General features: G+C 46.7%; 12 protein-coding genes and 5 rRNA genes. 15 read left to right on the plus strand and 2 right to left on the minus strand.

Annotated elements, in window-relative coordinates; all coding sequences use genetic code 11:
• Positions 1-91: 91 nt before the first annotated feature.
• The 4 genes from recQ to OCV44_RS00270 all read left to right on the plus strand — a co-directional run bounded on the left by recQ (position 92) and on the right by OCV44_RS00270 (position 4,612).
• Complete coding sequence (recQ, locus tag OCV44_RS00255) at positions 92-1,930, plus strand: ATP-dependent DNA helicase RecQ (protein ID WP_009848191.1); 1,839 nt, start codon at positions 92-94, stop codon at positions 1,928-1,930.
• A 66-nt stretch (positions 1,931-1,996) separates the two neighbouring features.
• Positions 1,997-2,308, plus strand: coding sequence for a DUF3630 family protein (locus OCV44_RS00260; RefSeq protein ID WP_009848192.1), 312 nt, complete (start codon positions 1,997-1,999; stop codon positions 2,306-2,308).
• A gap of 270 nt (positions 2,309-2,578) precedes the next feature.
• A complete protein-coding gene (locus OCV44_RS00265) occupies positions 2,579-3,250 on the plus strand; it encodes a 7-cyano-7-deazaguanine/7-aminomethyl-7-deazaguanine transporter (protein WP_009848193.1) in 672 nt (223 codons plus the stop codon).
• 124 nt (positions 3,251-3,374) lie between these two features.
• A protein-coding gene (locus OCV44_RS00270) for an IS3 family transposase (RefSeq protein WP_139686333.1) occupies positions 3,375-4,612 on the plus strand; the annotation gives its coding sequence in 2 pieces (ribosomal slippage) (positions 3,375-3,747 and positions 3,747-4,612; 1,239 coding nt in all).
• Between the two features lie 54 nt (positions 4,613-4,666).
• Here OCV44_RS00270 and gppA read toward each other — a convergent pair.
• Both gppA and rhlB read right to left on the minus strand, forming a co-directional pair.
• Entirely contained in the window at positions 4,667-6,160 is a 1,494-nt protein-coding gene (gene gppA, locus OCV44_RS00275; RefSeq protein ID WP_139686182.1) for a guanosine-5'-triphosphate,3'-diphosphate diphosphatase, read from the minus strand.
• A gap of 6 nt (positions 6,161-6,166) precedes the next feature.
• On the minus strand, positions 6,167-7,477 hold the full coding sequence (gene rhlB, locus OCV44_RS00280; protein ID WP_009848195.1) for an ATP-dependent RNA helicase RhlB: 1,311 nt from the start codon (positions 7,475-7,477) through the stop codon (positions 6,167-6,169).
• Between the two features lie 111 nt (positions 7,478-7,588).
• On the opposite strand from rhlB, the gene trxA reads away from it, so the two are divergent.
• From trxA to OCV44_RS00335, 11 genes are all read left to right on the plus strand, one after another.
• Positions 7,589-7,915 carry a thioredoxin TrxA gene (gene trxA, locus OCV44_RS00285; RefSeq protein ID WP_009848196.1) on the plus strand — a complete coding sequence of 109 codons (327 nt, stop codon included), beginning with the start codon at positions 7,589-7,591 and terminating at the stop codon, positions 7,913-7,915.
• A 199-nt stretch (positions 7,916-8,114) separates the two neighbouring features.
• Positions 8,115-9,374, plus strand: coding sequence for a transcription termination factor Rho (gene rho, locus OCV44_RS00290; RefSeq protein ID WP_009848197.1), 1,260 nt, complete (start codon positions 8,115-8,117; stop codon positions 9,372-9,374).
• 110 nt (positions 9,375-9,484) lie between these two features.
• Entirely contained in the window at positions 9,485-10,480 is a 996-nt protein-coding gene (locus tag OCV44_RS00295) for a hypothetical protein (RefSeq protein ID WP_139686181.1), read from the plus strand.
• A gap of 98 nt (positions 10,481-10,578) precedes the next feature.
• Positions 10,579-12,420, plus strand: coding sequence for a 4-hydroxy-3-polyprenylbenzoate decarboxylase (gene ubiD / locus OCV44_RS00300; protein ID WP_139686180.1), 1,842 nt, complete (start codon positions 10,579-10,581; stop codon positions 12,418-12,420).
• Positions 12,417-12,686, plus strand: coding sequence for a 2Fe-2S iron-sulfur cluster-binding protein (locus tag OCV44_RS00305; protein WP_017081534.1), 270 nt, complete (start codon positions 12,417-12,419; stop codon positions 12,684-12,686). The genes ubiD and OCV44_RS00305 overlap by 4 nt, the downstream gene beginning before the upstream one ends.
• A 20-nt stretch (positions 12,687-12,706) precedes the next feature.
• Positions 12,707-13,420, plus strand: a complete 714-nt coding sequence (fre, locus tag OCV44_RS00310) for an NAD(P)H-flavin reductase (RefSeq protein WP_139686179.1) — start codon at positions 12,707-12,709, stop codon at positions 13,418-13,420.
• 564 nt (positions 13,421-13,984) lie between these two features.
• Positions 13,985-15,539 (plus strand): 16S ribosomal RNA (locus OCV44_RS00315).
• 355 nt (positions 15,540-15,894) lie between these two features.
• Positions 15,895-18,788 (plus strand): 23S ribosomal RNA (locus OCV44_RS00320).
• A 100-nt stretch (positions 18,789-18,888) separates the two neighbouring features.
• Positions 18,889-19,004, plus strand: a 5S ribosomal RNA gene (gene rrf, locus OCV44_RS00325).
• Positions 19,005-19,393: 389 nt separating this feature from the next.
• Positions 19,394-20,948: ribosomal RNA gene (locus OCV44_RS00330) — 16S ribosomal RNA — on the plus strand.
• Positions 20,949-21,351: 403 nt separating this feature from the next.
• A 23S ribosomal RNA gene (locus OCV44_RS00335) occupies positions 21,352-24,245 on the plus strand.
• Together the 16S, 23S and 5S rRNA genes form the textbook arrangement of a ribosomal RNA operon.
• The last annotated feature ends 111 nt before the right edge of the window (positions 24,246-24,356 follow it).

Raw genomic sequence — 24,356 nt, forward strand, 5'->3', positions numbered from 1 at the left:
TTGCGGTTTAATTCGCCAGCGTTCCCCTCTACAATGTGCGCCTTGCTTGCCAATGCTGCACGCTGACTTTATACCTTGATTAGGAACCACAATGACCGCCACTCTGATTGCTGAGCAAACACCAACTCCCGCGAATGATGCGCAAGATATCTTACAAGATGTCTTTGGTTATCAAAGCTTTCGTGATGGTCAGCAAGAGGTCATAGACCTAGCTGTTGAAGGCAAAGACAGCTTGGTGATTATGCCAACCGGTGGTGGTAAGTCTCTGTGTTACCAAATCCCGGCTTTAGTGCGTGATGGGCTGACTTTGGTTATCTCACCGCTCATTTCATTGATGAAAGACCAAGTTGACCAATTGAAAGCTAATGGTGTGGCGGCTGAATGCATAAACTCATCGATGCCACGCGATCAACTGTTGAGCGTGTTCAACCGCATGAACTCAGGCCAATTGAAGATGGTTTATGCTTCACCAGAGCGTGTGTTGATGCGTGATTTCATCGAGCGCTTACAAGGCTTACCGCTTTCGATGATTGCGGTGGATGAAGCACACTGTATCTCTCAGTGGGGACACGATTTCCGCCCTGAGTATGCTTTGCTAGGTCAGCTTAAACAGTATTTCCCGCATGTGCCTTATATGGCGCTGACAGCAACCGCTGACGATGCGACGCGCAAAGATATTATCTCGCGTTTGCAGCTGGTGGAGCCGCACACGTACTTAGGCAGCTTCGATCGCCCTAACATTCGCTACAACCTGGTTGAAAAGCACAAACCCGTGTCTCAGGTGGTTCGCTACCTAGAAACGCAGAAAGGCAATTGCGGCATCATCTATTGTGGCAGCCGTAAGAAAGTGGAGATGGTGACCGAGAAGCTGTGCAATAACGGTATTCGCGCAGCGGGTTACCATGCAGGCATGGACACCGACGAACGTGCTTACGTTCAAGAAGCCTTCCAACGTGATGATATTCAGATCGTTGTGGCGACTGTGGCGTTTGGTATGGGCATCAATAAACCCAATGTACGTTTTGTGGTGCACTTTGATATTCCACGTAACATCGAATCTTACTATCAAGAGACAGGCCGTGCAGGTCGTGATGGCTTACCTGCTGAAGCGATGATGTTGTTTGACCCGGCCGATATGGGTTGGCTGCGTCGTATGCTGGATGAGAAAGAAGAAGGCCCGCAAAAACAAGTTGAGATGCACAAGCTGAACGCGATGAGTGCCTTTGCCGAAGCACAAACGTGTCGTCGTCAGGTGCTGCTCAACTACTTTGGCGAATATCGCGAGAAGCAATGTGGCAACTGCGATATCTGCTTAGACCCACCAAAACACTTTGATGCGACCCAAGAGGCACAGAAGGCGTTGTCTTGTGTGTACCGAGTTAATCAGTCGTTTGGTATGGGCTATGTGGTCGAAGTGATGCGCGGTATGCAGAACATCCGTGTACGCGATAATGGTCACGACAAGCTGTCTACTTACGGTATCGGCCGCGACCACAGCCATGATTACTGGATCAGTATCTTCCGTCAGTTAATTCACAAAGGCTTGCTGTTCCAGAACATTACTCGTAACTCAACATTACAGCTAACAGAAGAAGCGCGTCCGCTACTGCGTGGTGAGATGTCTTTGGAGTTGGCTGTACCTCGTTTAGATACCGCAGTGCGTAATGCTAAGTCCGATAAACTAAGCAGCAAGAATTACGATAAGAAGCTGTTTGCCAAACTGCGTAAGCTGCGTAAGTCGATTGCAGATGAAGATGGTTTGCCACCTTATGTGGTATTCAGTGATGCGACGCTGATTGATATGGCTGAAATATTACCCACATCTTATGGCGAGATGCTGGCAGTCAATGGCGTTGGTCAGCGTAAACTTGATAAGTACGCAGACCCATTCTTAGATTTGATTCAAGAACACATCACCACACACGGCTAGCTTGCCAGAAACGACTAGCTTGTAAAAACGATTGGCTTATAGAAAAAGAATAAGGTTGATAGGGACATGACAACACCAACAGAATTTGGCTTAAGAGAGTATTTGGCTGAGGAAGGGCGTTTATTGATTACGTCTCCAAGTTTTGATTTTGATTCTTATGAAGTGCTAGGTGAAAAGCTGGTGGCATTGCTGTCAGCTTCTGTTGTTGAAAAGCAATGGGACGCCGATATGCATTCTTGGTTGATTGATTTTGAAGATTGTCGAATGTTTTTAAAGTCTGAGCATTACAGCGAATCAATTTGGTTTGAGTCGTTAAACGCTGAAGAAAGCCGAGAAGAGTTCGATTATCTCGCGACGCTTTTCAAGCGTGGTTTCTAACTTTTAGCATGGCTTCTGAAACGTAGCTTCTAACCTGGCTTTTAAAACTTGGCTTCTAACGTCATTCATCAATAAAAGTGAGGATAAACGTTTGCGTTTGTTCTCACCGTTGCAGCCAATATTGATTAATGTATAATCGCCCGCCGCTCAATAGAGCAAATTATAGAAACATTTTTAATTCACATTATTGGTAAGAGCTTTCTTGGATTATTCGAAGAAATGACTCGATTTGGGTTCCCTCACCCCCAAACCAAACTAAAAAGGTACAGCATGAGTAACTTTACCCCTGCGCAACAGCGCAAAGCCCTAGCACTATTAGTTTTGTTCCATTTGATCATTATTGCATCAAGCAATTATTTGGTTCAGCTCCCTTTTACCGTCTTCGGTATGCACACCACTTGGGGTGCTTTCACTTTCCCGTTTATCTTCTTAGCGACCGACCTGACCGTACGCATCTTTGGCGCGCAGCTTGCTCGTAAAATCATTTTCTTAGTGATGTTGCCAGCACTGGCCGTTTCTTATTTATTGTCTGTGGTGTTTTTTGAAGGTTCATTCCAAGGCTTTAGCCAACTAGGCGAGTTCAACCTGTTTGTTGCACGCATCGCAGCAGCAAGCTTCATGGCTTATTTGCTTGGTCAGATCTTGGATGTGCATGTGTTCAACCGCTTACGCCAAATGAAGCAATGGTGGGTTGCGCCAACGTGTTCAACGTTATTCGGGAATGCCATTGATACCATCGCGTTCTTTGCGATTGCTTTCTACCAAAGCCCAGATCCATTCATGGCTGAGCACTGGACTGAAATTGCGTTGGTTGATTACGGATTCAAACTCATCATCAGCTTAGGTCTGTTTGTTCCAATGTACGGTGTGCTTCTAAATTACGTAGTTAAGAAGTTAACAGCAGTGAACCCTGACTTTAAAGCGACAGGTGTGAACGCTTAAGTTTGAGACTTGTAACGCAAAGCATTAATGCAGCGATAAGAAAAAGGCCAAGTTAGTTTACTAACTTGGCCTTTTTTAATTTCTTGTCCCGTCCTGAAATGTGTTTACACATTGAGGACGAATTATGACTACTTCAAATAGTACCTATGTTAAGCGCACTCAGCGTGATTACACACTAGGCTTTAAATTACAGATTGTCGCTGCTGTAGAAAGAGGCGATATGACATATAAACAAGCCCAAACCATTTATGGTATCCAAGGCCGCTCAACCGTTTTAACCTGGCTTCGAAAGCACGGTAAGATGGATTGGGCGCAAAATCCAAGGATGAATGCCATGCACCAATCACCTAAGCCTAAAGAATCACCTGCACAGAAAATAAAACGTCTTGAGAAAGAGTTAGAAGACGAAAAAATCAAGAATCTCTTTTTAAATAGAGTGGTTGATATTCTTGATGCTGAGCACGGAACCAGTCTCAGAAAAAAGTATCTAGCCAAGGAGCAAGAAGCCTTCAAAAACAGGAAGGAATAAGTTTAGTTCGAATATGTAAGCTATGCGGTATAACGAGGCAGAGTGTTTATCAACGAGAGAAGCGAATTCATCATCGTCAGTTAGAGCTTAAACCGATTAAAAAAATGGTGTTGGATATTAGGCGCTATATGCCTCGGGTTGGTACTAGAAAGCTCTATTTTTTGCTTAAACCCAAACTACAAGAACAAGGTATCAAGTTAGGTCGAGATGCGCTTTTCAACTACTTACGCGATGAACGATTATTGATAAGACCTAAACGTAGTTTTACAAAAACGACCAATAGTAGACATTGGATGAAGAAACACCCGAATTTATTAAAGGACTACCAACCATGTAGTCCGGAGAGTGTGTTGGTGAGCGACATAACCTATGTTCAATCTGATGAAGGGGTTCACTACCTATCATTGGTTACGGATGCGTTTAGTCGAAAAATAATGGGCTATGAGCTGAGCAATGAAATGAAAGCGACGGATGTCGTGAAAGCGCTGGATATGGCTATCAAAGGGCGTCGATATCATCGCCCTTGTATCCATCATTCAGATCGTGGTCTGCAGTATTGCTCAGGTGTTTATCAAGATAAGTTGAAAAGTAGCGGCATAATGCCTTCGATGACAGATGGTTATGACTGCTACCAAAATGCCTTGGCAGAGAGGATAAATGGAATCCTGAAACAAGAGTTCTTACTTGATAAGTGTAAAAACCTCGGAGAGCTTAAACAACTAGTAAAAGAGTCTATAAGTACCTATAACAACATGAGGCCGCACCTTAGTCTCAGGATGAAAACTCCAAATGAGGTGCATGAAAAAAGCCAACAGCTGACGCTGTTGGCTTAGTAGAAAAACTGTCAACGTATTTTAGGACGAGACATCTAGCGTCAGATACTAATATCAGAGGCATTCAATATTCAATGGCCAGCCAATATCGGTTTGTCTATTCGATTCGATCTCTAGCTCAGCAGCGGTAAGCGGGTTTTCTGCTAGCCATTGCTTAGAAAGCGTCAAGGTCAGGTTGTTACCATCGGTTGCAAGCTTAAACTCAGGCTCTAGCGCTGGATTGCGACGGTGAGTCAGCAAAATGGCTAAGCGCAGAATTCGCAAAATACGCTTGCTACTGGTGCCTGAGATTGCATGTTGCTCTGGCAATGAGGTTAACTGTTCACGGTAGCGGCGAGTTAACTCACCCAAGTAGTGCTTTTGCGCTCGAGTAAAGCCTGGCAGGTCTAAGTTTTGCAGTAGGTAAGCGCTGTGCTCGCCGCCTTTTTTGAAATCGATCGTTAAACCAATCTCATGAAGCTTAGCTGCAGTTTGCAATAGCACACCTGCTTGAGGTTCAAAAACCCATGTTTCGGCGCCCGCTTGCTCTAACAGAGTTTGTGCGACTACAGCAACTTGTTCACCGTAGCTTACGTCCATTTGGTAGCGTGATTGCACGCTCTTGATGGTACGAGCGCGAATATCTTCTTGGCGAAGTTCATCCACCATCTCGTAGGCTAGGCCTTCACGCAGTGCGCCGCCAGCGAGTGTCATTGAATCTATTTCAAGTAGCTCAAAAATAGCGATAAGAATAGAAAGGCCACTTGGGAACACTAATGCTCGCTCTAGGGTTAAGCCTTCAATCTCAAGCTCTTCTAAGCGCTCTGTAATCATTGCTTGTTTTTGTAGACGCTTAAGTTTGGCATGAGTAATGACTTCATCCATGCCTTGCGCCAACATGATTTCTTGCAGTGCTTGAACGGTACCACTGGCACCAACACACACATCCCATCCGATATCAGTGTAGCTATCTAGGATAGGAGCCAACGTAGACTTAGCCGCTTCAATGGCATTGTTAAAGTTGGTTGCGGTTAATTGGCGATCTTTAAAGTGGCGCTCAAGCCAGGTAACACAGCCCATTTTCAGGCTAGTTAGTGCTTTCGCTGAGAAGCCTTCACCTATGATCATCTCGGTGCTTGCGCCACCAATATCAACAACCAGTCGGCGGCCGCTGCCACCAGAAGTGTGTGCTACGCCTTTATAGATAGTCGCAGCTTCTTCTTCACCAGAGATAACATTGATGTCGTAACCAAGGATCTGGTTCGCTTTCTCGAGAAATATATCCACATTGATAGCGGTACGTAGGGTCGCTGTACCAACAATGCGGATATTTTCTTTCGGAATATCTTGCAGTCGCTCTGCAAAGAGACTCAAACAGTCCCAACCGCGCTGCATGGCTTCAGTACTAAGCGCATTATTTTCATCTAAGCCTGCAGCTAAACGAACTTTGCGCTTAATTTTAGCCATGGTTTGTACGCTGCCATCGATATGACGCACAACGAGCATATGAAAACTGTTCGACCCGAGGTCGATTGCAGCGTAAAGCGGTGGTGACACTGTTTGACTCATAAGCGACTAAGCTTCCTTGTTATGACGCGGTTGGCGTGGGCGACGGTTCTGGTTTGGTTTACGGTTACCGTTGCGTGGGCCATTGTTGTTTGAGCGGCGTTGTTGCGGGTTACGTGTACGTAAGCGCATTGGTGCTGGCAGATCTTCTAGTAGTGCAGAAGCATCGTAGTCAGACATTGGGATAGCGTGCTCAATGTATTCTTCGATTGGTGGCAAGTTGATTGCGTAATCTTCACAAGCAAAGCTGATCGAGTGACCGCTTTCACCAGCACGACCTGTACGACCGATACGGTGAACGTAATCTTCGCAATCATCAGGTAGGTCGAAGTTGAATACGTGTGTTACTTGAGGGATGTGTAGGCCACGAGCTGCAACATCCGTTGCGACAAGAAGGTCAACATCACCTTTGGTGAACTGCTCAAGAATTTTTTCACGTTTCTTCTGAGGAACATCACCCGTTAGCAAACCAACACGGTGACCATCGGCAGCCAAGTGGCCCCAAACTGATTCACACTTGTGCTTAGTGTTAGCGAAGATGATTGCGCGATCTGGCCATTCTTCTTCGATTAACGTTTGTAGAAGAGCCATCTTATGTTCGTTAGAAGGGTAGAACAGCTCTTCCTGAATGCGGTGACCTGTTTTACGCTCAGGTTCAACAACGACATGCTCTGGGTTGTGCATGTGTTCGAACGCAAGTTCTTGTACGCGGTAAGACAGCGTCGCAGAGAACAGCATGTTCAGGCGATCTTTAGGTTCTGGCATACGACGGAACAAGAAGCGGATGTCTTTGATGAAACCAAGATCGAACATGCGATCAGCTTCGTCAAGAACAACAGCTTGAATGTGGTTAAGGTTAAATACCTTTTGTTTGTAGAAATCGATGATGCGGCCAGTCGTACCAATTAAGATATCTGCGCCTTCTTCGATCTTACCTAGTTGCTTGTCGTAGCTTTCGCCACCGTAAGCAAGTGCTGCCTTGATACCTGTGCTTGCAACCAGAGAGTCAGCATCGTTGTAGATCTGAATCGCGAGTTCACGCGTTGGTGCCATAATAATTGCACGTGGCTGGTTAGGCTTACGGCCTTCATGCTCAGGTGTTTTTAGCAGGTGATTAAAAGTAGCAGTAAGAAACGCAAGCGTTTTACCAGTACCCGTTTGGGCCTGGCCTGCAATGTCTTGGCCGGTGAGCAGTACCGGGAGCGCCAAGGCTTGGATAGGGGTACAATAGTCGAACCCTTTTTTCTCCAATCCTTCAATGACTTGCGGAAGTAAATCCAAGTCGGCGAACTTTTGCTCTGTGATATGCGTCTTTTTCATTGCTATAGAATATCAGCTTAAGCTTGCAATACGAAAGTAAATACATTCCAATAGGGCATCTATTTACTGGTTATCATCCAACCAGTTCTAAAAAATACATTGGAGTGGAAGATGAGTGATAAGATTTTGCAGCTAACTGATGACGGTTTTGATAACGATGTAATCAACGCTGCAGGCCCTGTTCTTGTTGATTTTTGGGCAGAATGGTGTGGTCCATGTAAAATGATTGCGCCGATTCTTGATGAAATCGCAAACGAGTACGAAGGTCAGCTCACAATCGGTAAATTAAATATCGACCAAAATGCTGGTACTCCACCAAAGTTTGGTATTCGCGGTATTCCAACGCTACTTCTTTTCAAAGACGGTGGCGTAGCAGCAACTAAAGTTGGTGCATTGTCTAAAACTCAACTTAAAGAGTTCCTAGACGCTAACCTATAATCAGGTGAGTATTTGAAAAGAAACCGCGCAGTTAACAAATGCGCGGTTTTGTTTTTTCTAAGCTATGGACTAGTCTTAGTTTTAGTGCTAATTTATCGCACGTTAATTGAACAAATTCTCTTCTTGGTCGAGCCTGTGACCAAATCCTTCTTAACTTAAGAAAACAGACCCTATTTTGACTAAACAAACTTCCACCACTATGAATCTTACTGAACTGAAGAACAGACCTGTGTCTGAACTTGTTAAACTTAGCGAAAGCCTAGGTCTTGAAAATCAAGCTCGCTTAAGAAAACAAGACATTATCTTCTCCATCCTTAAAGCACACGCAAAAAGTGGTGAGGACATCTTTGGTGATGGTGTTCTAGAAATTCTTCAAGACGGTTTTGGCTTCCTACGTAGTGCAGACAGCTCATACCTTGCTGGTCCTGATGATATTTATGTATCACCGAGCCAGATTCGTCGTTTTAACCTTCGTACCGGTGACTCTATTGGCGGTAAAATCCGTCCACCTAAAGATGGCGAACGTTACTTTGCTCTGCTTAAAGTAAATACGGTTAACTACGATAAACCAGATAACGCTCGTAACAAGATTCTTTTCGAAAACCTGACTCCTCTTCACGCCAACGAACGTATGGTGATGGAAGCGGGTAATGGTGCAACTGAAGATATCACAGCTCGTATTCTTGACCTTGCTTCTCCAATTGGTAAAGGTCAGCGTGGTCTGATTGTTGCTCCGCCAAAAGCGGGTAAGACAATGCTTCTGCAAAATATTGCTCAAAGCATTGCTCGTAACCATCCTGAGTGTGAACTAATGGTTCTACTTATCGATGAGCGTCCAGAAGAAGTAACAGAAATGCAGCGCCTAGTTAAAGGCGAAGTAATCGCATCGACGTTTGATGAACCAGCATCTCGCCACGTACAAGTAGCAGAAATGGTAATCGAGAAGGCGAAGCGTCTTGTTGAACACAAAAAAGACGTGGTTATCCTACTGGACTCAATCACTCGTCTAGCTCGTGCTTACAACACTGTGATTCCTTCATCAGGTAAAGTTCTTACTGGTGGTGTTGACGCGAATGCTCTACATCGTCCAAAGCGTTTCTTCGGTGCGGCGCGTAACGTAGAAGAAGGCGGTAGCTTAACTATCATCGCAACAGCACTAGTTGATACTGGTTCTAAGATGGATGAAGTTATCTACGAAGAATTCAAAGGTACAGGTAACATGGAACTGCACCTTAACCGTAAGATTGCGGAAAAACGCGTATTCCCAGCGATTGATTTCAACCGCTCTGGTACTCGTCGTGAAGAGCTTCTTACTAAGAACGATGAACTACAGAAGATGTGGATCCTGCGTAAGATTGTTCACCCAATGGGCGAAATTGATGCGATGGAATTCCTTATCGACAAGCTAGCAATGACTAAAACGAACGATGAGTTCTTTGACGCAATGCGTCGTCAGTAGTCTTGATTAGCTGATTGTTATTAAAAAGCGCTGCCTTCGGGTGGCGCTTTTTATTTGCATTTTGTAGCGACAGCTTGCAGAATGAGCAAAAGTGTTACGAGGAAGTTAAAATGCAACATGGACTGTTGTCATCATTACTCCTGTCTACTTCACTGTTACTTTCACCGGTTGGCATGAGCTATGCCACCGAGATGTCTCCACTTACAGTAGAGTCTTGGCTTGAGAATGATCAAGTAAAACTGAAAACTGCTGAATTACTCGAGCTTGTCGTGCGTGACGAAGTCAATTCGCTACGCTTTGCGCTTGAGCGTCTGACATTTCCCCAACAAGAGGTGGCTCGTTACCGGCTCTTGAAGAAGATCGAACAGCAAAAGATCGTTCTCACCCCTAAGATGTCTATCTTCATAGAACAGCAACTCGCGATCACGCCGACCTACCAAGTATTAGAGCGTGGTGATGGCTATGAGTTTACGGTACCTGCTTTTAATTACCCTTCTATTGCTAATCGATTGATCAAGCAATGGCACCAAGACCAGAAGACACTGGTGTTTGTATTGGATGCAGAAAAGCAGGAGCTCAACCTTAATGAGTGGTTATCTGGCCCTGAGCATCAAGTTCAAACGCGAGAAGCTCTGTTAATAAGAGAGCTAGATAGTCTGTCTCCTGAAGCGGTTGATTATCTGACTAAGCAACTCACGGCATCCTCTATTGTTAGCTGGCTCCCTTCTACTGAGGTTGTGGTTCGATTAGCGCAAGTGAGCGAAGACCCAGAGGTCTACAAGATTCTATGGCGAATGAAGGCCGATTATCATAGCCAAGCTGAGCTAGTCCGCCTTGCTGAAACCAAACAAGCGTTCGCACTTGAACAAGTCATGGCTGCGACTAAGAACCCTCGTTTGAAAGATGAAGCGATTACTTTGCTTACTAAAGTTAACCCGCTATCAGAAGAGGTGAAGGAGTTTCTTGTCTCTAGGATGGCGATTGCCGATGAAGCGCCATTAGTCGCCCGTGAATTAGCCAAGCAAGGTCATACGCGATGGTTGCAAGATCTTGTGAATGATAACCCTCAGGTGAAGAGCTCTTTGATCGAACAAGCATTACCGTAAAGTGGATTTTGCCTCTCAATAACCACAATAAAAAGGGGGATCTCAGTGTCACCCTTTTTGATATACTGAGCGCAGAATAATCAGCATGTAGAAGTCCTATGAGTTTTAAAGATTTACGTGATTTTATCGACCATCTTGAAAGTATTGGTCAGTTGAAACGCATTTCTCACCCAGTCGATCCAAACTATGAAATGACCGAGATTAGCGACCGTACTCTACGTGCTGGTGGCCCGGCTCTTTTGTTTGAAAATCCAATAGGCTATGACATGCCTGTTTTGACCAATCTATTCGGTACACCTAATCGTGTGGCTATTGGTATGGGTCGTCAGGAAGTGAAAGAACTGCGTGAAGTGGGTAAGTTGTTAGCTTACCTAAAGGAACCTGAGCCTCCAAAAGGCTTTAAAGATGCTCTTGATAAACTGCCGGTGTTTAAGCAAGTCTTAAATATGCCAGCTAAACGTCTTCGTAAAGCGGCATGCCAACAAGTGATATGGCAGGGTGATGACGTCGACCTAGATAAAATCCCCGTGATGAGCTGTTGGGCCGATGATGTCGCACCATTGCTAACATGGGGGTTAACGGTTACTCGTGGTCCTAATAAGAGACGCCAAAACTTAGGCATCTATCGCCAGCAAAAAATCGGCAAGAATAAGGTCATTATGCGTTGGTTAGCCCACCGTGGTGGAGCGCTTGATCTGCGTGATTGGATGGAAACTAACCCAGGTAAACCATTCCCAGTTTCTGTAGCGTTTGGAGCAGATCCTGCCACCATTCTTGGTGCGGTTACGCCAGTGCCGGATACTTTATCGGAATACGCGTTTGCAGGCTTACTACGCGGTAGTAAAACTGAGGTTGTTAAATCAATCAGCAATGATTTAGACGTTCCTGCAAGTGCGGAAATCGTGATGGAAGGTTACATCGACCCGAATGAGTTCGCGGACGAAGGGCCTTACGGAGATCATACTGGTTACTACAACGAGAAAGAAAAGCACCATGTGTTCACTATTACTCATGTAACCATGCGCGAAAACCCTATCTATCACAGCACCTATACTGGCCGTCCACCTGATGAGCCTGCGGTATTGGGTGTTGCGCTCAATGAAGTGTTTGTTCCTATTCTTCAAAAGCAGTTCCCAGAGATTGAAGACTTCTATCTACCGCCTGAAGGTTGTTCATACCGAATGGCAGTAGTGACCATGAAGAAGCAATACCCAGGTCACGCTAAGCGAGTGATGATGGGTGTATGGTCTTTCTTACGCCAATTCATGTACACCAAGTTTGTATTGGTGTGCGATGAAGGTGTGAATGCACGAGACTGGTCTCAAGTGACCGCTGCTATGTGTGAACATATGGATCCGTCACGCGATAGCTTGATGATAGAGCACACGCCGATCGATTCATTGGATTTTGCATCACCTGTGGTTGGGTTAGGTTCTAAGATGGGCCTAGACATCACTAAGAAGTGGGATGCCGAGTTAGCACTATCGCCAGATGTCGAATCAGCACCTGTAAATAGTGAACATATAGAGGGCAGCTTAGCTGAGTTAACCAAGACTCAACCTGAAATTATTGATGTTCACCTGCAAAACGATAATGCCAACATGGTTGTGGTGTCTATTGATAAGCAAGCTGCAGGTAATGGTAAGAAAATCATGGAAGCGGTTTGGTCTCAATTTGATGAGAACAAGTTTGTTATCGTGTGCGACGGCGATGTCAACGTGAGTGATTGGAATGACATTATTTGGGCGGTGACCACAAGAATGGATCCGGCTAGAGATACGTTGTTCCTACAGAATGAAACAGGACACTCAAAAATGGGTCTAGATGCGACCAATAAGTGGGAAGGCGAATGCCTGCGTGAGTGGGGTGTTCCAATCACAAAAGATCCTGATGTCGTTAAAAAGATTGATAGCATCTGGGAACAGCTAGGAATTTCATGAGCTACCAAGTAGTCTTATACCCAGAAAACATCAGTTTTACCGTGGAAAAAGGGCAAACGGTCTTGGATGCTGCGCTCAACAGCGATATCTATTTCCCAAACCGTTGCCAAGTCGGCGCATGCGCGATGTGTATGTGCAGAAAATTAGAAGGGCAAGTGAGTTACCATCTTGAACCCATGCTCACAGAGAAAGAGCAGCAACAAGGCTGGATTTTTGCTTGCCAAGCATTTGCAGAAAGTAATTTAGTTCTAACCTTTGCCGATTAAGGGTTAGTAAGAGGAAGAACATGACTATTAAATGTAAAGTGAAGTCTATCGAGCCTTTGGCTTGTAATACTTACCAAATCCTACTTCACCCAGAAACACCGGTCGCTTTTAAAGCGGGCCAATACTTGATGGTTGAAATGGGTGAAAAAGACAAGCGTCCATTTTCGATTGCAAGCAGCCCTTGTCGTCATGAAGGTGAGCTTGAGTTACACATTGGTGCAGCTGAGCACAATGCTTACGCTTCAGAAGTTGTTGAGGTAATGAAGAAAGCGCAAGCTGAAGATGGCGACATAGCTATTGATGCTCCGCACGGTGATGCGTGGATTAAAGAAGAAAGCGATCGTCCTCTGTTACTCATTGCTGGTGGTACTGGCTTTAGCTACGTGCGCTCTATTCTCGATCACTGTATTGCTCAGAACAGTAAAAAAGAGATTCATCTATACTGGGGCGCAAAAGATGAGTGCCAACTGTATGCGAAAGAAGAGCTTGTCGACATTGCAGCAAAACACAGCAATGTGCATTTTGTACCAGTAGTAGAAGAAGCACCTGAAGTTTGGCACGGTCAAACGGGTAATGTACTTGAAGCAATCACGCAAAGTTTCGAATCATTAGCTGATTTTGATATCTACATTGCGGGTCGTTTCGAAATGGCAGGTGCTGCAAGAGACTTGTTTACTCAGAATAAAGAAGCAAAGCGTGACCATATGTATGCAGATGCTTACGCGTTTATTTAAGAATACTTTTAGATTTAGAGTAAAAAGAGAGTAGAAATGCTCTCTTTTTTCCGTTTAGGTGAACTATTAGGCACTTAAGCTCTGTTTATTCATTTTTCATGAAAAAGTAGTTGCTAAGCTGAGAGGGTTCCCTATAATGCGACACCACTGAGACGGCAGACGCCACAAGGCTTCAGCAATAATCAGTCAGACGGAAAGCGACAATAATTAATTTTCAAAAAGTGTTTGACACTGAATGTTAATTCGCTAGAATGGCCGTCCACTTCGAGAGGCTCCTTACTTAAAAGGAACGCTCAACAAGTGAAGCTCTTTAACAATTTAAACCTATCAATCTGTGTGGGCACTCGTTGATGAATATCAAAACGTTATTACTTAGGTAGTAACAGTTACTTCGGTAACAAAATTGATTTCAATGAACTGAGTGACCAATACGTTTAACTACTTGTAGTTATTCGGCACAGTCAATTCATTACCATTCTGTTGGAATGGTAATAGCTTTAAAATTACACTCTTTATTTATAAAGAATAGTTTTGAAGTCAGTATTCGTTGAGTCACAAAATCTTAAATTGAAGAGTTTGATCATGGCTCAGATTGAACGCTGGCGGCAGGCCTAACACATGCAAGTCGAGCGGAAACGACACTAACAATCTTTCGGGTGCGTTAATGGGCGTCGAGCGGCGGACGGGTGAGTAATGCCTAGGAAATTGCCTTGATGTGGGGGATAACCATTGGAAACGATGGCTAATACCGCATAATGCCTACGGGCCAAAGAGGGGGACCTTCGGGCCTCTCGCGTCAAGATATGCCTAGGTGGGATTAGCTAGTTGGTGAGGTAATGGCTCACCAAGGCGACGATCCCTAGCTGGTCTGAGAGGATGATCAGCCACACTGGAACTGAGACACGGTCCAGACTCCTACGGGAGGCAGCAGTGGGGAATATTGCACAATGGGCGCAAGCCTGATGCAGCCATGCCGCGTGTATGAAGAAGGCCTTCGGGTTGTAAAGTACTTTCAGTTGTGAGGAAGGGTGTGTAGTTAATAGCTGCACATCTTGACGTTAGCAACAGAAGAAGCACCGGCTAACTCCGTGCCAGCAGCCGCGGTAATACGGAGGGTGCGAGCGTTAATCGGAATTACTGGGCGTAAAGCGCATGCAGGTGGTTCATTAAGTCAGATGTGAAAGCCCGGGGCTCAACCTCGGAACTGCATTTGAAACTGGTGAACTAGAGTGCTGTAGAGGGGGGTAGAATTTCAGGTGTAGCGGTGAAATGCGTAGAGATCTGAAGGAATACCAGTGGCGAAGGCGGCCCCCTGGACAGACACTGACACTCAGATGCGAAAGCGTGGGGAGCAAACAGGATTAGATACCCTGGTAGTCCACGCCGTAAACGATGTCTACTTGGAGGTTGTGGCCTTGAGCCGTGGCTTTCGGAGCTAACGCGTTAAGTAGACCGCCTGGGGAGTACGGTCGCAAGATTAAAACTCAAATGAATTGACGGGGGCCCGCACAAGCGGTGGAGCATGTGGTTTAATTCGATGCAACGCGAAGAACCTTACCTACTCTTGACATCCAGAGAAGCCAGCGGAGACGCAGGTGTGCCTTCGGGAGCTCTGAGACAGGTGCTGCATGGCTGTCGTCAGCTCGTGTTGTGAAATGTTGGGTTAAGTCCCGCAACGAGCGCAACCCTTATCCTTGTTTGCCAGCGAGTAATGTCGGGAACTCCAGGGAGACTGCCGGTGATAAACCGGAGGAAGGTGGGGACGACGTCAAGTCATCATGGCCCTTACGAGTAGGGCTACACACGTGCTACAATGGCGCATACAGAGGGCAGCAAGCTAGCGATAGTGAGCGAATCCCAAAAAGTGCGTCGTAGTCCGGATTGGAGTCTGCAACTCGACTCCATGAAGTCGGAATCGCTAGTAATCGTGAATCAGAATGTCACGGTGAATACGTTCCCGGGCCTTGTACACACCGCCCGTCACACCATGGGAGTGGGCTGCAAAAGAAGTGGGTAGTTTAACCTTTCGGGGAGGACGCTCACCACTTTGTGGTTCATGACTGGGGTGAAGTCGTAACAAGGTAGCCCTAGGGGAACCTGGGGCTGGATCACCTCCTTATACGAAGATAGTCACGATGAGTGTCCACACAGATTGATGGTTTAGATTTAGTTAAAGCCAGAGCTTTAATTAATAACGTAAGTTATTGATTAAAGCTTTTTGCTTTATGCTCTTTAACAATTTGGAAAGCTGACTGATTGATTACTTACGAGTAATTCAATCAAATTTAAAAGTTCTCAATGTTTATCTTTCATTAGATAAACACAACAAACACATTCAAGTGTCTTGTATTCGAATCAAACTTTAGTTTGATTCACAATTGAGTCCGGCAAACAGTTATCAAGAATTAACCCTTCTTGATGACAACCAAAAACCTTGGTTAGTTGCCATACACTAAGACCCTTTCGGGTTGTATGGTTAAGTGACTAAGCGTACACGGTGGATGCCTTGGCAGTCAGAGGCGATGAAAGGCGTAATAACTTGCGATAAGCCCAGATTAGGTAGTAATAACCTTTTGAGTCTGGGATTCCTGAATGGGGAAACCCACTTGCATAAGCAAGTATCCTGTTGTGAATACATAGCAACAGGAGGCAAACCGGGGGAACTGAAACATCTAAGTACCCCGAGGAAGAGAAATCAACCGAGATTCCGAAAGTAGCGGCGAGCGAAATTGGATTAGCCCTTAAGCTTTTAATGAGACAGATGAAGGCTCTGGAAAGTGCCGCAATAAAGGGTGATAGCCCCGTAATCGACATCTCATAATCAGTGAAAACGAGTAGGGCGGGACACGTGATATCCTGTCTGAATATGGGGGGACCATCCTCCAAGGCTAAATACTACTGACTGACCGATAGTGAACCAGTACCGTGAGGGAAAGGCGAAAAGAACCCCTGTGAGGGGAGTGAAATAGAACCTGAAACCGTGTACGTACAAGCAGTAGGAGCACCTTCGTGGTGTGACTGCGTACCTTTTGTATAATGGGTCAGCGACTTAATTTTAGTAGCAAGGTTAACCGTTTAGGGGAGCCGTAGGGAAACCGAGTCTTAACTGGGCGTACAGTTGCTAGGATTAGACCCGAAACCAGGTGATCTAGCCATGGGCAGGTTGAAGGTTGAGTAACATCAACTGGAGGACCGAACCGACTAATGTTGAAAAATTAGCGGATGACTTGTGGCTAGGGGTGAAAGGCCAATCAAACCTGGAGATAGCTGGTTCTCCCCGAAAGCTATTTAGGTAGCGCCTCGGACGAATACTACTGGGGGTAGAGCACTGTTAAGGCTAGGGGGTCATCCCGACTTACCAACCCTTTGCAAACTCCGAATACCAGTAAGTACTATCCGGGAGACACACGGCGGGTGCTAACGTCCGTCGTGGAGAGGGAAACAACCCAGACCGCCAGCTAAGGTCCCAAAGTATAGCTAAGTGGGAAACGATGTGGGAAGGCTCAGACAGCCAGGATGTTGGCTTAGAAGCAGCCATCATTTAAAGAAAGCGTAATAGCTCACTGGTCGAGTCGGCCTGCGCGGAAGATGTAACGGGGCTAAGCTATACACCGAAGCTGCGGCTACGTACCTTAGGGTATGTGGGGTAGGGGAGCGTTCTGTAAGCCGTTGAAGGTGGTCTGTAAGGGCTGCTGGAGGTATCAGAAGTGCGAATGCTGACATGAGTAACGATAAAGGGAGTGAAAAACTCCCTCGCCGGAAGACCAAGGGTTCCTGTCCAACGTTAATCGGGGCAGGGTAAGTCGACTCCTAAGGCGAGGCCGAAAGGCGTAGTCGATGGGAAACGGGTTAATATTCCCGTACTTCTTACAATTGCGATGGGGGGACGGAGAAGGCTAGGTGGGCCTGGCGACGGTTGTCCAGGTTCAAGTACGTAGGCGGAAAGTTTAGGTAAATCCGGACTTTCATTAACGCTGAGATACGATGTCGAGCTACTACGGTAGTGAAGTCATTGATGCCATGCTTCCAGGAAAAGCCTCTAAGCTTCAGATTGTAAGGAATCGTACCCCAAACCGACACAGGTGGTCGGGTAGAGAATACCAAGGCGCTTGAGAGAACTCGGGTGAAGGAACTAGGCAAAATGGTACCGTAACTTCGGGAGAAGGTACGCTCTTATCAGTGAAGTCCCTTGCGGATGGAGCAGACGAGAGTCGCAGATACCAGGTGGCTGCAACTGTTTATTAAAAACACAGCACTGTGCAAAATCGTAAGATGACGTATACGGTGTGACGCCTGCCCGGTGCCGGAAGGTTAATTGATGGGGTTAGACTTCGGTCGAAGCTCTTGATCGAAGCCCCGGTAAACGGCGGCCGTAACTATAACGGTCCTAAGGTAGCGAAATTCCTTGTCGGGTAAGTTCCGACCTGCACGAATGGCGTAATGATGGCCACGCTGTCTCCACCCGAGACTCAGTGAAATTGAAATCGCTGTGAAGATGCAGTGTACCCGCGGCTAGACGGAAAGACCCCGTGAACCTTTACTACAGCTTGGCACTGAACATTGAACCTACATGTGTAGGATAGGTGGGAGACTATGAAACCGCGTCGCTAGATGTGGTGGAGTCGTCCTTGAAATACCACCCTTGTAGTTTTGATGTTCTAACGTTGGTCCCTGAATCGGGATTACGGACAGTGCCTGGTGGGTAGTTTGACTGGGGCGGTCTCCTCCCAAAGAGTAACGGAGGAGCACGAAGGTGGGCTAAACACGGTTGGACATCGTGTGGTTAGTGCAATGGCATAAGCCCGCTTGACTGCGAGAATGACAATTCGAGCAGGTGCGAAAGCAGGTCATAGTGATCCGGTGGTTCTGAATGGAAGGGCCATCGCTCAACGGATAAAAGGTACTCCGGGGATAACAGGCTGATACCGCCCAAGAGTTCATATCGACGGCGGTGTTTGGCACCTCGATGTCGGCTCATCACATCCTGGGGCTGAAGTCGGTCCCAAGGGTATGGCTGTTCGCCATTTAAAGTGGTACGCGAGCTGGGTTTAGAACGTCGTGAGACAGTTCGGTCCCTATCTGCCGTGGGCGTTGGAAAATTGAAAGGGGCTGCTCCTAGTACGAGAGGACCGGAGTGGACGAACCTCTGGTGTTCGGGTTGTCATGCCAATGGCATTGCCCGGTAGCTAAGTTCGGAATCGATAACCGCTGAAAGCATCTAAGCGGGAAGCGAGCCTTGAGATGAGTTTTCCCTGGCACTATAAGTGTCCTAAAGGGTTGTCGTAGACTACGACGTTGATAGGCAGGGTGTGTAAGTGCTGCGAGGCATTGAGCTAACCTGTACTAATTGCCCGTGAGGCTTAACCATACAACACCCAAGGGGTTTTGTGGACTCAATAGAAAGACCAGACCTTGAATGCGTTTGAAGAGAAATACTTTTAAATAAGCTTTCCGAATTTTAAAATTTGCTTGGCGACCATAGCATTGTGGACCCACCTGATTCCATGCCGAACTCAGAAGTGAAACACAATAGCGCCGATGGTAGTGTGGGGCTTCCCCATGTGAGAGTAGGACATCGCCAGGCTTTAATTTCGACTTTGTCTATTTAATAGACAAGTCACCATAGAGTTCTAAGTTTCTTAGAGTTTTATGTTGACTTTCAAAGTGGAAAGCGTATTATACGCGTCCTGCTTACTTGCTAAGGCACTGAAAGCAAAGCTCTTTAACAATTTAAACCTATCAATCTGTGTGGGCACTCGTTGATGAATATCAAAACGTTTTATCGTTAGATAAAACAGATTCTTCGGAATCAAAATTGATTTCAATGAACTGAGTGACCAATACGAATAACTTCGGTTATTTGGCACAGTCAATTCATTACCATTCTGTTGGAATGGTAATAGCTTTAGAATTACATGTTTACTTCGGTAAATATTAGTTTTGAAGTCAGTATTCGTTGAGTCACAAAATCTTAAATTGAAGAGTTTGATCATGGCTCAGATTGAACGCTGGCGGCAGGCCTAACACATGCAAGTCGAGCGGAAACGACACTAACAATCCTTCGGGTGCGTTAATGGGCGTCGAGCGGCGGACGGGTGAGTAATGCCTAGGAAATTGCCTTGATGTGGGGGATAACCATTGGAAACGATGGCTAATACCGCATAATGCCTACGGGCCAAAGAGGGGGACCTTCGGGCCTCTCGCGTCAAGATATGCCTAGGTGGGATTAGCTAGTTGGTGAGGTAATGGCTCACCAAGGCGACGATCCCTAGCTGGTCTGAGAGGATGATCAGCCACACTGGAACTGAGACACGGTCCAGACTCCTACGGGAGGCAGCAGTGGGGAATATTGCACAATGGGCGCAAGCCTGATGCAGCCATGCCGCGTGTATGAAGAAGGCCTTCGGGTTGTAAAGTACTTTCAGTTGTGAGGAAGGGTGTGTAGTTAATAGCTGCATATCTTGACGTTAGCAACAGAAGAAGCACCGGCTAACTCCGTGCCAGCAGCCGCGGTAATACGGAGGGTGCGAGCGTTAATCGGAATTACTGGGCGTAAAGCGCATGCAGGTGGTTCATTAAGTCAGATGTGAAAGCCCGGGGCTCAACCTCGGAACTGCATTTGAAACTGGTGAACTAGAGTGCTGTAGAGGGGGGTAGAATTTCAGGTGTAGCGGTGAAATGCGTAGAGATCTGAAGGAATACCAGTGGCGAAGGCGGCCCCCTGGACAGACACTGACACTCAGATGCGAAAGCGTGGGGAGCAAACAGGATTAGATACCCTGGTAGTCCACGCCGTAAACGATGTCTACTTGGAGGTTGTGGCCTTGAGCCGTGGCTTTCGGAGCTAACGCGTTAAGTAGACCGCCTGGGGAGTACGGTCGCAAGATTAAAACTCAAATGAATTGACGGGGGCCCGCACAAGCGGTGGAGCATGTGGTTTAATTCGATGCAACGCGAAGAACCTTACCTACTCTTGACATCCAGAGAAGCCAGCGGAGACGCAGGTGTGCCTTCGGGAGCTCTGAGACAGGTGCTGCATGGCTGTCGTCAGCTCGTGTTGTGAAATGTTGGGTTAAGTCCCGCAACGAGCGCAACCCTTATCCTTGTTTGCCAGCGAGTAATGTCGGGAACTCCAGGGAGACTGCCGGTGATAAACCGGAGGAAGGTGGGGACGACGTCAAGTCATCATGGCCCTTACGAGTAGGGCTACACACGTGCTACAATGGCGCATACAGAGGGCAGCAAGCTAGCGATAGTGAGCGAATCCCAAAAAGTGCGTCGTAGTCCGGATTGGAGTCTGCAACTCGACTCCATGAAGTCGGAATCGCTAGTAATCGTGAATCAGAATGTCACGGTGAATACGTTCCCGGGCCTTGTACACACCGCCCGTCACACCATGGGAGTGGGCTGCAAAAGAAGTGGGTAGTTTAACCTTTCGGGGAGGACGCTCACCACTTTGTGGTTCATGACTGGGGTGAAGTCGTAACAAGGTAGCCCTAGGGGAACCTGGGGCTGGATCACCTCCTTATACGAAGATAGTCACGATGAGTGTCCACACAGATTGATGGTTTAGATTTAGTTAAAGCCAGAGCTTTAATTAATAACGTAAGTTATTGATTAAAGCTTTTTGCTTTATGCTCTTTAACAATTTGGAAAGCTGACTGATTGATTACTTACGAGTAATTCAATCAAATTTAAAAGTTCTCAATGTTTATCTGCTCTTAGTTAATAAGAACGGTATAAACACAACAAACACATTCAAGTGTCTTGTATTCGAATCAAACGTTAGTTTGATTCACAATTGAGTCCGGCAAACAGTCATTGAGAATTAACCCTTCTTAATGACAACCAAAAACCTTGGTTAGTTGCCATACGCTTATTTGTCTTCACTTTTTAAAGTGAAAGCAAATAGAAACCCTTTCGGGTTGTATGGTTAAGTGACTAAGCGTACACGGTGGATGCCTTGGCAGTCAGAGGCGATGAAAGGCGTAATAACTTGCGATAAGCCCAGATTAGGTAGTAATAACCTTTTGAGTCTGGGATTCCTGAATGGGGAAACCCACTTACATAAGTAAGTATCCTGTTGTGAATACATAGCAACAGGAGGCAAACCGGGGGAACTGAAACATCTAAGTACCCCGAGGAAGAGAAATCAACCGAGATTCCGAAAGTAGCGGCGAGCGAAATTGGATTAGCCCTTAAGCTTTTAATGAGACAGATGAAGGCTCTGGAAAGTGCCGCAATAAAGGGTGATAGCCCCGTAATCGACATCTCATAATCAGTGAAAACGAGTAGGGCGGGACACGTGATATCCTGTCTGAATATGGGGGGACCATCCTCCAAGGCTAAATACTACTGACTGACCGATAGTGAACCAGTACCGTGAGGGAAAGGCGAAAAGAACCCCTGTGAGGGGAGTGAAATAGAACCTGAAACCGTGTACGTACAAGCAGTAGGAGCACCTTCGTGGTGTGACTGCGTACCTTTTGTATAATGGGTCAGCGACTTAATTTTAGTAGCAAGGTTAACCGTTTAGGGGAGCCGTAGGGAAACCGAGTCTTAACTGGGCGTACAGTTGCTAGGATTAGACCCGAAACCAGGTGATCTAGCCATGGGCAGGTTGAAGGTTGAGTAACATCAACTGGAGGACCGAACCGACTAATGTTGAAAAATTAGCGGATGACTTGTGGCTAGGGGTGAAAGGCCAATCAAACCTGGAGATAGCTGGTTCTCCCCGAAAGCTATTTAGGTAGCGCCTCGGACGAATACTACTGGGGGTAGAGCACTGTTAAGGCTAGGGGGTCATCCCGACTTACCAACCCTTTGCAAACTCCGAATACCAGTAAGTACTATCCGGGAGACACACGGCGGGTGCTAACGTCCGTCGTGGAGAGGGAAACAACCCAGACCGCCAGCTAAGGTCCCAAAGTATAGCTAAGTGGGAAACGATGTGGGAAGGCTCAGACAGCCAGGATGTTGGCTTAGAAGCAGCCATCATTTAAAGAAAGCGTAATAGCTCACTGGTCGAGTCGGCCTGCGCGGAAGATGTAACGGGGCTAAGCTATACACCGAAGCTGCGGCTACGTACCTTAGGGTATGTGGGGTAGGGGAGCGTTCTGTAAGCCGTTGAAGGTGGTCTGTAAGGGCTGCTGGAGGTATCAGAAGTGCGAATGCTGACATGAGTAACGATAAAGGGAGTGAAAAACTCCCTCGCCGGAAGACCAAGGGTTCCTGTCCAACGTTAATCGGGGCAGGGTAAGTCGACTCCTAAGGCGAGGCCGAAAGGCGTAGTCGATGGGAAACGGGTTAATATTCCCGTACTTCTTACAATTGCGATGGGGGGACGGAGAAGGCTAGGTGGGCCTGGCGACGGTTGTCCAGGTTCAAGTACGTAGGCGGAAAGTTTAGGTAAATCCGGACTTTCATTAACGCTGAGATACGATGTCGAGCTACTACGGTAGTGAAGTCATTGATGCCATGCTTCCAGGAAAAGCCTCTAAGCTTCAGATTGTAAGGAATCGTACCCCAAACCGACACAGGTGGTCGGGTAGAGAATACCAAGGCGCTTGAGAGAACTCGGGTGAAGGAACTAGGCAAAATGGTACCGTAACTTCGGGAGAAGGTACGCTCTTATCAGTGAAGTCCCTTGCGGATGGAGCAGACGAGAGTCGCAGATACCAGGTGGCTGCAACTGTTTATTAAAAACACAGCACTGTGCAAAATCGTAAGATGACGTATACGGTGTGACGCCTGCCCGGTGCCGGAAGGTTAATTGATGGGGTTAGACTTCGGTCGAAGCTCTTGATCGAAGCCCCGGTAAACGGCGGCCGTAACTATAACGGTCCTAAGGTAGCGAAATTCCTTGTCGGGTAAGTTCCGACCTGCACGAATGGCGTAATGATGGCCACGCTGTCTCCACCCGAGACTCAGTGAAATTGAAATCGCTGTGAAGATGCAGTGTACCCGCGGCTAGACGGAAAGACCCCGTGAACCTTTACTACAGCTTGGCACTGAACATTGAACCTACATGTGTAGGATAGGTGGGAGACTATGAAACCGCGTCGCTAGATGTGGTGGAGTCGTCCTTGAAATACCACCCTTGTAGTTTTGATGTTCTAACGTTGGTCCCTGAATCGGGATTACGGACAGTGCCTGGTGGGTAGTTTGACTGGGGCGGTCTCCTCCCAAAGAGTAACGGAGGAGCACGAAGGTGGGCTAAACACGGTTGGACATCGTGTGGTTAGTGCAATGGCATAAGCCCGCTTGACTGCGAGAATGACAATTCGAGCAGGTGCGAAAGCAGGTCATAGTGATCCGGTGGTTCTGAATGGAAGGGCCATCGCTCAACGGATAAAAGGTACTCCGGGGATAACAGGCTGATACCGCCCAAGAGTTCATATCGACGGCGGTGTTTGGCACCTCGATGTCGGCTCATCACATCCTGGGGCTGAAGTCGGTCCCAAGGGTATGGCTGTTCGCCATTTAAAGTGGTACGCGAGCTGGGTTTAGAACGTCGTGAGACAGTTCGGTCCCTATCTGCCGTGGGCGTTGGAAAATTGAAAGGGGCTGCTCCTAGTACGAGAGGACCGGAGTGGACGAACCTCTGGTGTTCGGGTTGTCATGCCAATGGCATTGCCCGGTAGCTAAGTTCGGAATCGATAACCGCTGAAAGCATCTAAGCGGGAAGCGAGCCTTGAGATGAGTTTTCCCTGGCACTATAAGTGTCCTAAAGGGTTGTCGTAGACTACGACGTTGATAGGCAGGGTGTGTAAGTGCTGCGAGGCATTGAGCTAACCTGTACTAATTGCCCGTGAGGCTTAACCATACAACACCCAAGGGGTTTTGTGGACTCAATAGAAAGACCAGACCTTGAATGCGTTTGAAGAGACTTTTAAATCAGTTTTCCGAATTATTAATTGCCGCTAGCGCGTCAATT

It is taken from the genome of Vibrio tasmaniensis, assembly GCF_024347635.1.
Taxonomy (GTDB): domain Bacteria; phylum Pseudomonadota; class Gammaproteobacteria; order Enterobacterales; family Vibrionaceae; genus Vibrio; species Vibrio tasmaniensis.

Excerpts from the sequence above, each read along its gene's own strand:
- fre (WP_139686179.1), top strand. The coding sequence starts at position 12,707 with ATGACTATTAAATGTAAAGTGAAGTCTATCGAGCCTTTGGCTTGTAAT.
- recQ (WP_009848191.1), top strand. The coding sequence starts at position 92 with ATGACCGCCACTCTGATTGCTGAGCAAACACCAACTCCCGCGAATGAT.
- rho (WP_009848197.1), top strand. The coding sequence starts at position 8,115 with ATGAATCTTACTGAACTGAAGAACAGACCTGTGTCTGAACTTGTTAAA.
- OCV44_RS00260 (WP_009848192.1), top strand. The coding sequence starts at position 1,997 with ATGACAACACCAACAGAATTTGGCTTAAGAGAGTATTTGGCTGAGGAA.
- OCV44_RS00295 (WP_139686181.1), top strand. The coding sequence starts at position 9,485 with ATGCAACATGGACTGTTGTCATCATTACTCCTGTCTACTTCACTGTTA.
- rhlB (WP_009848195.1), bottom strand. The coding sequence starts at position 7,477 with ATGAAAAAGACGCATATCACAGAGCAAAAGTTCGCCGACTTGGATTTA.
- gppA (WP_139686182.1), bottom strand. The coding sequence starts at position 6,160 with ATGAGTCAAACAGTGTCACCACCGCTTTACGCTGCAATCGACCTCGGG.
- OCV44_RS00305 (WP_017081534.1), top strand. The coding sequence starts at position 12,417 with ATGAGCTACCAAGTAGTCTTATACCCAGAAAACATCAGTTTTACCGTG.
- ubiD (WP_139686180.1), top strand. The coding sequence starts at position 10,579 with ATGAGTTTTAAAGATTTACGTGATTTTATCGACCATCTTGAAAGTATT.
- trxA (WP_009848196.1), top strand. The coding sequence starts at position 7,589 with ATGAGTGATAAGATTTTGCAGCTAACTGATGACGGTTTTGATAACGAT.
- OCV44_RS00265 (WP_009848193.1), top strand. The coding sequence starts at position 2,579 with ATGAGTAACTTTACCCCTGCGCAACAGCGCAAAGCCCTAGCACTATTA.